The sequence below is a fragment of the Puia sp. genome, from assembly GCF_036500295.1.
Taxonomy (GTDB): Bacteria; Bacteroidota; Bacteroidia; order Chitinophagales; family Chitinophagaceae; genus Puia.
On sequence record NZ_DASYCH010000082.1, the window covers coordinates 64,054 to 76,747 of the forward strand.

The 12,694-nt window shown below is 54.1% G+C and carries 12 protein-coding genes; 5 read left to right on the top strand and 7 right to left on the bottom strand.

Annotated elements, in window-relative coordinates; all coding sequences use genetic code 11:
- Positions 1-2: 2 nt before the first annotated feature.
- Genes paaC through paaA form a run of 3 tightly spaced genes read right to left on the bottom strand, consistent with a single transcriptional unit; the run spans position 3 to position 2,011 of the window.
- Positions 3-767 (bottom strand): 1,2-phenylacetyl-CoA epoxidase subunit PaaC, encoded by a 765-nt coding sequence (paaC, locus tag VGM48_RS16050; RefSeq protein WP_331580899.1) that lies wholly within the window; start codon positions 765-767, stop codon positions 3-5.
- A gap of 1 nt (position 768) precedes the next feature.
- A complete protein-coding gene (gene paaB / locus VGM48_RS16055; RefSeq protein WP_331580901.1) occupies positions 769-1,059 on the bottom strand; it encodes a 1,2-phenylacetyl-CoA epoxidase subunit PaaB in 291 nt (96 codons plus the stop codon).
- Entirely contained in the window at positions 1,043-2,011 is a 969-nt protein-coding gene (gene paaA / locus VGM48_RS16060) for a 1,2-phenylacetyl-CoA epoxidase subunit PaaA (protein WP_331580903.1), read from the bottom strand. The genes paaB and paaA overlap by 17 nt, the downstream gene beginning before the upstream one ends.
- Before the next feature lie 245 nt (positions 2,012-2,256).
- On the opposite strand from paaA, the gene VGM48_RS16065 reads away from it, so the two are divergent.
- From VGM48_RS16065 to VGM48_RS16075, 3 genes are all read left to right on the top strand, one after another.
- Positions 2,257-5,325 (top strand): TonB-dependent receptor, encoded by a 3,069-nt coding sequence (locus VGM48_RS16065; protein ID WP_331580905.1) that lies wholly within the window; start codon positions 2,257-2,259, stop codon positions 5,323-5,325.
- Between the two features lie 17 nt (positions 5,326-5,342).
- Complete coding sequence (locus VGM48_RS16070; RefSeq protein ID WP_331580907.1) at positions 5,343-6,800, top strand: RagB/SusD family nutrient uptake outer membrane protein; 1,458 nt, start codon at positions 5,343-5,345, stop codon at positions 6,798-6,800.
- A gap of 91 nt (positions 6,801-6,891) precedes the next feature.
- Positions 6,892-7,491 (top strand): Yip1 family protein, encoded by a 600-nt coding sequence (locus VGM48_RS16075; protein WP_331580909.1) that lies wholly within the window; start codon positions 6,892-6,894, stop codon positions 7,489-7,491.
- Here VGM48_RS16075 and paaE read toward each other — a convergent pair.
- Both paaE and VGM48_RS16085 read right to left on the bottom strand, forming a co-directional pair.
- Positions 7,469-8,569, bottom strand: a complete 1,101-nt coding sequence (gene paaE, locus VGM48_RS16080; RefSeq protein ID WP_331580911.1) for a 1,2-phenylacetyl-CoA epoxidase subunit PaaE — start codon at positions 8,567-8,569, stop codon at positions 7,469-7,471. The genes VGM48_RS16075 and paaE overlap by 23 nt on opposite strands.
- Positions 8,566-9,156 carry a TetR/AcrR family transcriptional regulator gene (locus VGM48_RS16085; protein ID WP_331580913.1) on the bottom strand — a complete coding sequence of 197 codons (591 nt, stop codon included), beginning with the start codon at positions 9,154-9,156 and terminating at the stop codon, positions 8,566-8,568. Before VGM48_RS16085 ends, paaE begins: the two co-directional genes overlap by 4 nt.
- Before the next feature lie 74 nt (positions 9,157-9,230).
- Here VGM48_RS16085 and VGM48_RS16090 point away from each other — a divergent pair, with 74 nt between their 5' ends.
- Together VGM48_RS16090 and VGM48_RS16095 are read left to right on the top strand one after the other, a co-directional pair.
- Positions 9,231-10,154 carry a PfkB family carbohydrate kinase gene (locus tag VGM48_RS16090; RefSeq protein WP_331580915.1) on the top strand — a complete coding sequence of 308 codons (924 nt, stop codon included), beginning with the start codon at positions 9,231-9,233 and terminating at the stop codon, positions 10,152-10,154.
- A 236-nt stretch (positions 10,155-10,390) separates the two neighbouring features.
- On the top strand, positions 10,391-11,380 hold the full coding sequence (locus tag VGM48_RS16095; protein WP_331580917.1) for an aspartate-semialdehyde dehydrogenase: 990 nt from the start codon (positions 10,391-10,393) through the stop codon (positions 11,378-11,380).
- Positions 11,381-11,419: 39 nt separating this feature from the next.
- Here the strand turns inward: VGM48_RS16095 and VGM48_RS16100 are convergent, their stop codons facing one another.
- Positions 11,420-12,082, bottom strand: a complete 663-nt coding sequence (locus tag VGM48_RS16100) for a DUF2461 domain-containing protein (RefSeq protein ID WP_331580919.1) — start codon at positions 12,080-12,082, stop codon at positions 11,420-11,422.
- A gap of 23 nt (positions 12,083-12,105) precedes the next feature.
- Positions 12,106-12,669: an NUMOD4 domain-containing protein gene (locus VGM48_RS16105; RefSeq protein WP_331580921.1), complete on the bottom strand. Its 564-nt coding sequence runs from the start codon at positions 12,667-12,669 to the stop codon at positions 12,106-12,108.
- Positions 12,670-12,694 lie beyond the last annotated feature (25 nt).

Consider the following 12,694-nt stretch of genomic DNA (forward strand, 5'->3'; position numbering starts at 1 on the left):
GGCTACCATTCGCAATCCGGATAGGCTCTTTGAAGGAATTGCATCTCGGCAAGCAAATAACCCAGCTGCTCGGTATGTCTTCCCTGCTTGCCGCCCTTCTGCATCGCCGAAGCGGGAATGGTCAGCGTCGCTTCCGTCAAAACCTCGCGCACCCGTTCTTCCCACAAGGGCTGGATAGCGGCAAGATCGACGGCAATCCCGGCCTGCGCAAGGGATTGTTCATAGTCGGCAGGCAAAAAGAGCTCACCGGTATACATCCACAGCTGATCGAGGGCTTTCTCCATCCGCGAATGGCTTTCTTCCGTTCCATTCCCGAGGCGGATCACCCATTCACTGCTCCAGCGCAGATGATAGGTCACCTCTTTTAATGACTTCTCCGCGATGGCCGCCAGCTCGGCATCCCGGCTACCTTCGCGGTAGAAAAAATATTGATAGGCGCTGAAAAGGAATTGGCGCAACACCGTTTTCCCCCAGTCGCCATTGGCCTGCTCGACGAGCAGACAGTTGCGAAAATCCCAGGAGTCCCGCAGATAGGCAAGGATATCCTCCGTCACTTCCTGCTTCGCGTCGCCCGTTACGTTCATCAGCCGCGCCGCATATTGGTAAAGATAGCGGGCCTGGCCGATCAGGTCCAGCGCGATATTGGAAAGGGCGATATCCTGTTCGAGGATGGGTCCGTGTCCGGTCCACTCGCTGTTGCGATGACCCAGGACAAGTGCATTGTCGGCCAGGTGTAAAACATAATCGATGGGGTGTTGCGGCTTCATCTTACATATGCTTTAGTTCATCCGGCAGATCGTAGAAGGTCGGATGGCGATAGACCTTATCATTTGCAGGATCATAAAGAGAGGTGGCCTCGTCGGGATTAGAGGCATGGATATGCTTGCTTTCCACCACCCAGATGCTGACGCCTTCCATCCGGCGCGTATAGACATCCCGGGCATTCTCGATGGCCATGGCCGCATCCGCGGCATGAAGGCTCCCCACATGCTTATGATCCAGCCCTTGCTTGCTGCGGATAAGGATCTCCCACAGCGGCCAGTTATGCTGTTTTTCCATATTGTATCTTTTTTTCGGCATAGGCAAGCGCCGCCTCCCGTACCCACGCCCCGTCTTCGTGCGCCTGCACCCTGTCCGCCAACCGTTGCCGGTTACACGGGCCATTTCCGTTGACCACGTTCCAAAACTCCTCCCAGTTGATCGTCCCGAAATCACAATGCTGCCGCTCCTCATTCCAGCGCAGGTCGGGATCGGGAAGGATCATCCCCAGCAGTTTCACCTGTTCGGCGCAGACATCGATAAAGCGCTGGCGCAACTCATCGTTTGTAAACCGCTTGATCTTCCATTGCATACTCTGCGCCGTATTCGGCGAAGAATCGTCATTCGGCCCGAACATCATCACCGACGGCCACCACCAACGATCGATCGCGTCCTGACACATCCGCCGCTGGGCCTCACTGCCCCGGCTCAGTACGAGCAGTATCTCGAAACCCTGCCGCTGGTGAAAGCTCTCTTCCTTACAGATACGAACCATCGCGCGCGCATAAGGACCATAGGATGCCCGGCATAACGGGACCTGGTTCATGATGGCGGCACCATCCACCAGCCAACCGATGGCGCCCATATCGGCCCAGGTTATCGTGGGGTAGTTAAAGATGGAGCTATATTTTGCCTTTCCGGAGTGGAGCTGGCCGATCATCTCATCGCGGGTGATGCCCAGCGTTTCGGCCGCGGAATAAAGATAAAGTCCATGACCCGCCTCGTCCTGGACCTTGGCGATAAGTGTTGCTTTGCGGCGCAGCGATGGCGCCCGGGTGATCCAGTTGGCCTCCGGTAACATCCCCACGATCTCGCTGTGTGCATGTTGCGAGATTTGCCGGATAAGAGTCTTGCGATAGGCATCCGGCATCCAGTCTTTTGGTTCGATCCGGATGTCCTGATCAACCTTATCCTGGAATATCTTTTCACTGGCGGAGGTCATACTGTTCGTGTTTATGGCAAAGCTACTCATTTTTTTAAAAGCTAACAAGTGTTAGCCTTTGGTGTTGTTAACTTTGCGGTGCGTGGAAATGTACAGATCATCGTTAACGATAAAAGTTTGAACCATTTTCGTTTTAACGGTGTTTTGGCAATCGAGTCCACGAAATAAAAAACGGGAAATGTTTGCGCATTCCCCGTTGAGATTGAAACGGAAACCTACGACCAACTGGGAGGGCGGTCCTGGTTTCCCATTTGATAATCCTTAATGGTAAATGTATGAAAAATTTGCAACCCCTCATAAGGAGGGGTAGATCGCGCTTGCTCTTTAAAACGATTGCAACCCTGAAACTGTCCCTGCTGCTTTTCCTGGCCGGCCTGCCGTCAACAAAGGCAAATGCCCAATCAGCGAGTCCCCAACCACAACCCACCCGGATCACGGGTGTCGTCACAGGGGAGAATAACGAGCCGCTGTCGGGAGTCACCGTAGAGATAAGAGGCGGGACCACCGGCACATCCACCAACAACAAAGGCGAATATTCCCTCAGCGCCCGGGACAGCGCAACCCTGGTCTTCTCTTACATCGGCTATTCCACAAAAGAAGTGCCTGTCGGCGGCGAGCATGTCGTCAACGCCCAGCTCCAGCCCAGCAGCAAGGCCCTTGACCAGGTGGTCGTCATCGGTTATGGCACCCAGCGCAAGGCGGATATCACCTCGGCGGTGTCCACCATCAGCGTAAAAGATGTCAGCGCCCGGCCCGTGATCTCTACGTCCGAGGTATTGGCCGGCAAGGCTCCCGGCGTTCAGGTTTTTCAACCCTCGGGCGCGCCCGGCGCCGATTTCAGCGTTCGCATCCGGGGTATCGCCTCACCCAATGGCGCCGAGCCCATTTATGTCATCGACGGGGTAGTGGCCGCAGACACAAAAAGCATCGACCCAAACACCATCGAGTCCATCAGCGTGCTGAAAGATGCGGCCGCGGCGGGTATCTATGGAGCTGCCGGCAGCACCAACGGGGTCGTCCTGATCACGACGAAACAGGGTTCGAAAGGCAAGACCCGAACGGATATCAACGCCTATACAGGCATCCAGCAGATCACAAAAAAGCTGGACGTTCTCAATGGCGCTCAATACAAATCGCTTTTGCAGGACGAATATTCCAACGCCCATATGACCTTTCCGACCCTGCCCAACAACTTTACGGCCAATAACAACTGGCAGGACCAGGTCTATCACACCGCCGTGCAGACAGGCGCCAATGCCAGCTTCTCCGGCGGATCACCAAAAGGGACCTGGCTGCTGGGCCTGGGCTATCTCAACCAGGACGGGATCGTCCACACCTCGAATTTCAAGCGCTATTCCGTCAACTTCAAGATCGATCAGAACATGAACGACTGGCTTAGCGTGGGCTCTCATCTCAGCTACAATCGCAGTTATACCACCACCGTCTCCGACGGCGCCTCTGCTCAGCATGGCGGCACCATCCTGGCCGCGCTGACGACCCCGCCGATCGTCCCGGTAAAGGACGCCCAGGGGGTCTATGCCGCCAACTTTGACGGCACCAATAACCCGGTGGGCAATATCTACGACAACAGCAATTCCACGGCGACGAACAATCTCCTGGGGGATATCCACGTGGAGATCAAGCTTCCCTTCGACCTCAAGTATCGCTCGCAGGTGGGGCTTTCGCTAGAGCAGTACAACTATAACTACTTCCTCAATCCCTTTAACAATGCCTATGGCATCTCGATACAGGGGTCGGCCACCAATACCAGCCAGGAAGTGCTCCGTTATACCCTGGACAATACGCTCACCTGGAACCGGTCATTCGGCGATCATAAGATCACTGCCGTTGTCGGTACGGAGACCATCAACGAAAAATATTATAACAACAGCCAGTCCGGACGCGGATTCGCGACGAGCGCTGTTCCCACCCTTAACGCGGCTTCCTCCAACCAGACCGTCTACAGCTATCAGACGGACTGGGGTGTGCTGTCCTACTTCGGCCGGGTGAACTATTCATATCAGGATAAGTATCTTTTCACCGGCTCTATCCGCACGGACGGCTCTTCCCGCGTGGGGGTGAACAATCAGTATGGTTATTTCCCCGCCTTTTCAGGCGGCTGGCGGGTTTCGAAAGAGAACTTCATGGATAATGTCAAGTTCATCGAAGACCTGAAGGTCCGCGCAGGCTGGGGAGAGACGGGCAACCTGCCCCCGTCCAATGTCACGGTCTATCCGTCTTTCAGTTCCCTCAACCCCGGCGCACCCTATATCTTCGGGACCAACGTCTCGCCGGGTGTGGTCCTTGCCAATCCGATCGGCAACCCCAATCTGAAATGGGAGGCTGGCCAGCAGCTGAATCTCGGGTTTGACGTAACCGTGCTGAAAGGCCGGGTTACGCTTTCCGGGGACTACTACAATAAGAAGACAAAACACCTGATCTTCCTCCAGACCCTACCGGCCACCAGCGGGAATAACGACGGCCAGCAGCTGGTCAACCTCCCGGGCTATGACCGGAACAGGGGCTTCGAGATCGCGTTGACGGGCTCCGTCATCAAGACGAAAGACTTCAACTGGACGGCCACGATCAATACCTCCTTTAACAACAACCGCATCTCCGGGCTTGATTCCGCCTCCACCTTCTATTATGGCGGCATCGAATACGGCGGCGGCGGCACCAACCAATATGTTTCCGTCGTCAAGAACGGTCTGCCGCTGGGCGCTTTCTATGGATATAAGGCGCTGGGGGTAGATCCGGCCACCGGCAACGAGCGATTTGCCGATCTCAACCACGATGGCTCCGTCGATGCCGACCATGACCGTACCTATCTCGGCAGCGGCCTGCCCACCTTTATCTATAGCTTTGTCAACAGCTTTACCTACAAGAACTTTGGCCTCGACCTGCTTTTCGACGGGGTAGGGGGAAATAAGATCTTCAATGCCTCCGCCATCGAGACGCAGGGGATGTCCAGCGCCAACAACGCAACGGCCGAAGTATTGCACCGCTGGGAGAAACCCGGCGATGTCACCGATGTCCCTATCGCCCGGTTCAGCGACTCCGCACAGAACTCCCGTATCTCTTCCCGGTTTATCCAGAACGGCGCCTTTTTCCGGCTGAAAGCCGCAACCCTCAGCTACCACCTGAGTACGGACAGACTGAAGCATATCGGCATCTATGGAATGCGGTTCTATGTTACGGGTCAGAATCTTTTCACGATCACCGGCTATAAAGGCTATAATCCCGAAGTGAACCAACAGGGTACCAGCTCCACAGCCCTGGGAATCGATTACGGCACCTATCCGCAATCAAGGATCTATACCGTCGGCGTAAATCTGGAACTCTAATTTAAAAAGGACAAATCATGCAAAAGAAATATAGTTCTCTGGCTTTTTTGCTTGTTGCGGCCGGGACGGCGATCCTCCCCGCGTGTAACAAGACTATCGATAAAAACCCCATCTCCAGCCTGACCACGACCAATTTCTATCAGACGGCAAAAGATGCGGAATCCGGACTCACCGGCGCTTATAACAGTCTCTACCAGCAATACTATATCTGGGACTACCAGACCAATGGGGATGCCCAGGCGGACAACTGTTATGCCGGCGGAAACAATCCCGACAATTTCGCGATCGATAATTTTACCCTCAACGCCCTGAACGGGAATGTCACCCGCGACTGGCAGGGTCTTTATTATGGGGTAGCCAATGCCAATGCAGTGCTTGACAATGTGCCCGCCATCAACGATGTGACCTGGAACGGCAATACCCGGAAGCAACAGATCCTGGCGGAAGCAAAATTCCTGCGGGCCCTCCACTATTTCAATCTCGTGACCACCTATGGCGATGTGCCGCTGGTGATCACGAATAACGGGAATGTGTATCCTCCCCGGACGGCTGCCGCCACGGTGTATATACAGATAGAAAATGACCTGATCTCCGCGGATAGCTCACTGCTGCCCGCATCCGGCAGCAATCCCAATTCCGGCAGGGCCACGCAGGGGTCGGCCGACGCGCTGCTCGCCAAGGTCTATGCACAGCAGGGGAAATACGACTCCTGTCTTATCTGGTGTAACAAGGTGCTCGCGAACAACTATTATTCGCTGCTGCCGAATTACGCCGATCTCTTCGACGGCAACCATAAGAATACAGTGGAGTCCCTCTTCGAGATCCAGCACGGATCGGCCAGTGGTACCACCAACTATGGTCCCGAATTGCTGCTGCCTTTTTCGCTGACGGGGGATACCTGGGCAAAATTCAATTTACCTACAAACGATCTGATCCAGGCCTTCCGGTCCGAAAACGATACGGTCCGCCTCGATGCATCGGTATATTTCAGCGTGGCCGCGGACACGAGTGGCGCAATCCCGCCGCCCTATACAAAATTCCCGGTGCCCTTCGCTTACAAATGGAAACAGGCCGCGGGCTACAATAGCCCCGACAACCAGATCCTCATCCGCCTGGCGGACATCATCCTGCTAAAGGCCGAGGCGCTGAATCAGACGGGTCAGCCGGCGCAGGCGATCCCGTTGATCAACCAGATCAGGACCCGTGTCCATCTGCCGAATACCACCGCCGTCACCCAGACCGATGTGGCTGCCGCCATCCTGAAGGAAAGGCGGCTGGAACTGGCGCTGGAAGGTCACCGCTGGCTCGATCTGCTCCGTGCGGGTGCAAACTATACCATCAGCGTGATGAACAGCCAGGTCGATCCCAGCGGCAGCCCGCTGAACTATGGACTGACCACCAACAAGCTGGTATGGCCTGTACCGCAGTCCGAACGGGATCTGGACGTCAATCTGAGCCAGAATCCCGGGTACTAAGTTTTTTTATAGTGTTTCCCGGCCCCGGCTGTATGCCGGGGCTTTTTTTTTGTAGTATATTAGTATACAGGAGAGATTAATTCCAACCGATATGTCCTTTCTTGTCAGGGCCATGAACATGATCTTTTCGCCGGTTCCCGAATGGCGGGCGATTGCGAAAGAGAGAAGGACGATCCGTTCGTTGCTGGGCCGTTTCGTGATCCCGATGGCGCTGATCCCCGCGGTCGCGAGCTATATCGGCTATGGACTCGTCGGCGCCAACGGCATTCTCTTCCGCATGAGCGGCCCCTACTGGGGTATCACCATGGCGCTGAACAACTTTATCACCTCTTTGGCAGTCTATCTTCTCGGAACCTTGCTGGTCGACAGGCTTGCGCCCGCCTTTGGCGCGACGAGGGATCCCGGCAAGTCGGCGCAGCTGGTGGCCTATTCCTATACACCCGCCTGGGTAGCCGGTATTTTCTATGCGTTGCCCGGCTTTCAGCAGGGGGTGGTCCTGGGACTTTACAGCGTGTTTCTTTTTTATCTGGGAGTTCCCGCGGTGAAGGCGACACCCGAAGACCAGCGTATCGCTTATACGATCGTCAGCGCGATCCTGCTGATCATCATCCGATTCCTGGTGGGACTGCTGCTTTCGAATCTGATCTATTTCTTCGCCTCTGCTCCGTTTATTTGGAGTCAAAGTCAATAACGACCTTCTCCGTCCGGGGATGCGACTGGCAGGTAAGTACAAAGCCCGCGGCCAGCTCGTCGGCCTCCAGGGCATAGTTGATATCCATCTCTACTTTTCCTTCCAGCAATTTGGCGCGGCAGGTACAGCAGACGCCACCCTTACAGGCAAAGGGCAGATCGACCCCTTCCATCAGCGCGGCGTTCAGAACGGAATCGCCGTCGAATGCCAGGTTGAAGACATGGCTGATGCCGTCCAGCCGAACGGTTACCTCGCTGACCTTGTCTTTCAGCATCGCGTCATCCGTCTTGATCGGGGTGTCCCGACCGGCCTGTGCTATCGCGCCGGGGCCGTTCTCAAGCGTGTGGAAAAGCTCGAAATGGATGCTTTTCTTCTCCACACCCTGCTGTTGTAACCATTCGCTAACGGCAAAGATCATCTCCTGCGGACCACAGAGAAAGACCTCATCCATAGAAGGGAGGTCGATAAGCCCTGGGCAGAGTTCCCCGCATTTCGACGCATCGATGCGGCCCTGGTTGAGGGGATTATCCATCTGCTCACGGCTAAGGATATGGTGCAGCGCCAGCCGGTGCATATACAAATTCTTCAGTGCCTCCAGCTGTTCCCGGAAAATGATCGAAGGCCGGTGCCGGTTGCCGTATACCAGCGTAAAATGGCTTTCGGGTTCGACGGCCAGCGTTGTCTTTATCAGCGAGATCACCGGGGTGATCCCACTGCCCGCTGCAAAAGCCAGGTAGTTCTTGCGGTTCTCTGCCTTCAGTTCCGTGTAGAACTTCCCGCTGGGCGGCAGTACTTCCAGTTGCTGACCTGCCTGTAGCTGCTCGTTGGCAAAGGTGGAGAAAAGCCCGCCCGGAACGTGCTTGACGGCGATGCGCAATTCGTTGTCCAGCGGACTGCTGCAGATGGAATAGCTGCGCCGCACTTCTTCGCCCCCGATGCGGGTCCGGATAGTGATGTTCTGACCCTGGCGATAGCGGAATGCTTCCTTCAACTGCGGCGGGATGGCAAGGGCGATGGAGACACAGTCGGCCGTTTCGCGGCGGATGTCTTCTATGCTGAGATTGTGAAAATGGCTCATTTCTTCAGTCCTTCTATAAGATATTTCACCATATTGGATTCAAGCGTTTCGGCGTTGGTGGTCTTGCGGCTCCGCTGCCAGCTGTCGATGCCGCTGATGGCCGAGAGGATCACCAGCACGGCCGTATAAGGGTCTATCGCTTTTACCTCCCCTTTGACGATACCTCCTTCGATGATATCGCTCAGGCGCTTGCGATAGTTGCGCCGCTGGTTGAGGAAGTTGGAGAGATAGGGTTCCGGCAGATGCCGCCATTCATGGTCGGCGATATAGACATATTCATACTGGTCCAGCATCATCCGGATATGCAGCCGGATGATCGCTTCCATCTTTTTGAGCGTAGGCTGAGGACTGGTCTCCACCTGTTCGAGATTGGTCATGAATTCGTTGGCCACCTTAAAACAAATGGTCTGCAGGATCTCCGATTTCGATTGGATATGATTATACAATGAGGCGGCTTCCACCCCCACATGTTCGGCCAGATCCCGCATGGATGCGGCGCCAAACCCCTTTTCTCTGAACAGCCGCGAAGCTTTCTCGATGATCACTTCCTTTTTGGTGCTGTTCCTTTTGCTTTGAATTTTAGCCATAGCTCCGGCAAATATAAAAATTACTAACGAGTGTTAGTGCATTATTACATATTTTGCAGCCCAAATTAGAGTAAATGTCATTAATTGTAGTAGGTTCCATGGCTTATGACGCCATTGAAACCCCTTTCGAAAAGACAGATTGGATCGTAGGCGGAGCCGCCACGTATGTCGCATATGCCGCCAGCAATTTTGTAAAGCCGATTAACCAGGTGTCCATCGTAGGCTATGACTTCGCCCAGGAGGAACTGGACCAGCTGAAGAAACGTGGGGTGAACCTGGAAGGAGTCGAGATGAAGAAGGATAAGAAATCCTTTTTCTGGCGCGGCAGATATCATCTGGACATGAATACCCGGGATACCCTCGTCACCGACCTGAATGCCTTTTTGGATTTCAATCCCGTGGTCCCGGAAAGCTACCAGGGCAGCGAATTCCTCATGCTCGGCAATATCACCCCCAGCCTCCAGATCAGCGTCGTGAAGCAAATGAAAAAACGGCCCAAGCTGATCGCGATGGATACGATGAACTTCTGGATGGACAGTGCGCTCGACGATCTCAAGCAACTGCTGACCATGGTCGATGTACTGACGGTGAATGATAGCGAAGCACGGCAGCTCAGCGGCGAGACCTCCCTTGTAAAGGCGGCCCGGGTCATCATGAAGATGGGCCCTAAATTCCTGATCATAAAGAAAGGCGAGCATGGCGCCCTGCTATTCCATGAAGACAAGGTCTTTGTAGCCCCCGCGCTGCCGTTGGAAGAGGTCTTCGATCCGACCGGCGCCGGTGACACGTTTGCCGGTGGATTCATCGGCTGGCTGGCCAGCACCCGCGATATCTCCTTCGAGAATATGAAGACGGCGGTTATCGTCGGCTCGGCCATGGCCTCTTTCTGCGTGGAGAAATTCGGTCCCACCCGGCTGAAGGAGTTGTCCCGCCCCGAGATCGATGCCCGCATCCGGCAGTTTGTAGACCTGGTGAATTTCGATATTCAGTTGGTTTAGGTTTGCGCCTTCGGCCAGTGGACCTGTGGTCCACTTTAATTTGTTTTATTAGGTATTGAGCTCTATATTTGCCCCGCAATGCAGACAATTAAACATACAAAGCAGATTAAGAAGGGCGTCCCACAGCGGGCTAGGATCTGATCTTTTTGTATGCCAAGATAATCAAGAGCCTTCCCGCAACCGGGGAGGCTTTTTTGTTTCATCGCGCGTCATAAAACAAAAAAACAAAGCAAAAAATGAAAGTTGCAGTCGTCGGCGCCACCGGGCTGGTGGGCACCAAAATGTTACAAGTCCTGGCAGAAAGGAATTTTCCCGTCACCGAATTACTACCCGTAGCCTCCGAAAGATCGGTCGGGAAGCAGGTTGAATTCAAAGGAAAGAAATATACGGTCGTTAGCGCCAGTGATGCGATTGCAGCGAAGCCGGCCCTGGCCCTCTTTTCCGCCGGCGGCGGCACCTCACTCGAATGGGCGCCGAAATTCGCGGCTGCGGGTATCACGGTCGTTGACAACTCAAGCGCCTGGCGGATGGACCCGACAAAGAAGCTGGTCGTCCCCGAGCTGAATGCCGACGCGCTTACCGCGGAAGACAAGATCATTGCCAACCCCAACTGCTCTACCATCCAGATGGTGGTTGCGCTGAATCCCCTCCACCTGAAGTATAAGGTAAAACGCATCGTCGTCTCTACCTACCAGAGCGTGACCGGGACGGGTGTAAAGGCCGTTACACAGCTGATGAACGAACGCAAAGGGATAAGCGGTGAGATGGCGTATAAATACCCCATCGACCTGAATGCCATCCCGCAGATAGACGTGTTTCTCGACAACGGGTATACAAAGGAAGAAATGAAGATGGTCAACGAGACCAGAAAGATCATGCGCGACGACAACATCCGCGTGACGGCCACCACCGTTCGGATCCCCGTGATGGGCGGACATAGTGAAGCGGTGAATGTGGAATTCGAAAATGAGTTTGACCTGGCAGAGGTCCGCGCCCTGCTGAGCAAGGCGCCGGGAGTGGTCGTCGTCGACGATCCCGGAAGCCAGCAATATCCCATGCCCAAGGATGCGCACGAACGGGACGAGGTCTTTGTCGGAAGATTGAGAAGGGACGAGACCCAGCCCCGAACGCTCAACATGTGGGTGGTAAGCGACAACCTCCGGAAAGGCGCTGCCACCAATGCAGTGCAGATAGCGGAATATCTCGCAGGCAAGAAGATGATATAAACTAAAAGGCCCCGTTCGGGGCCTTTTGATGTATAGGATCTATTCGAGACTTCGGTTCAAAAACTGAATAAACGAAGTCATCGACGTAAACGTCTTAAGTATTTCTTTCAGGAAGGTTTTTGACTGGACTTCTGCGTCCGTGAAGGTCCGCGTAACAATGAAACTTTTCAATTTGAGGTATTCGATGGCGGGGTTTTCGTCGTCATACCCTTTCGGAGGCCTGGAAAGCATGTCTTCTTTCCCGAGCCCTTCGGCAAAATTCTTTTTGAAACCCCGGTCGCCAAGCATCCTGGTCCATTCGGATAGGTTATAGTCTATCTCCTGCCGGACCTTGTTCAGCTCCGGAGCCTGGGGCATCCACAAACCACCGCCAGCCATATTTCTTCCTGGTTCAACATGAAGATAATAACCGGCCGTCGGCACTTTTTTGCCGCCTTTATTGAGGTAAGCTCCCATGTGAGTTTTGTAGGGTGTTTTGTCCTGAGAAAAGCGGACGTCCCTGTAGATGCGGTAGGTACAATCCTTCGGATGTAAGGTCGCAATGGTGGAGTCGGTCTTTCCAAATCCTTCGATCACCTGTTCTACAAAATGGTCCCAATCTTCTTTTGCATCCAGGTAGACGGATCTGTTTTTTTCGAACCAGGGTTTGTTGTTGTTCTTCTTTAGGTCCTTTAGGAATTTCAGCGTCGAAGCTTGAAGCATAGTTTGAATTCTCGTCGGTTGTTCTATTTGATCCTGCCCCAGTTTTCGCCACTCTTGATCCGATACATGGTCATCTCGCTAACCCTGTACTTTTCGGCCAGTTTCTTGATGGTAAGCTGTCGGTTTTTGCTGGATAAGGTCTTTTTGATGGTCTTTACCTGGGATGCCGTAAGCTTGAGCCCAACGGTACGATTGGCCTGCACTTTCTTGTAGGCGATCTTGGCAGGGCTCTTTTGCTGATGGTCGATCATCTCTTCGAGGGTCGCCCATTTCAGGTTCTTCGAGGCATTGTCCAGTTTGTTGTGATTCACATGGATCACATACTTGTTTTTCAGACCTGCCTTCGATAGAAAAAGGCGCGCGATCTCCCGATGGATATACAGCGTGCCATTGTTGCCTGGCCGGTGCAAATTCAGGGTCTTGTAACCGGTCGTAAGGCTGCCGTTCAGCAATTTGCCGTCGGCTACGACATCTTCCGAGTAGCTGGCAACGCGACCCAGGGAAGATAGTGCGTATTTTTTTCGGAGTTGTTTCCAGCCGGGAAACTGCAAGGGTTTCCACACTTCGCCGGTGAATTTTCTAATCATGCCTGTCAATTTTCTTAAAGTTACG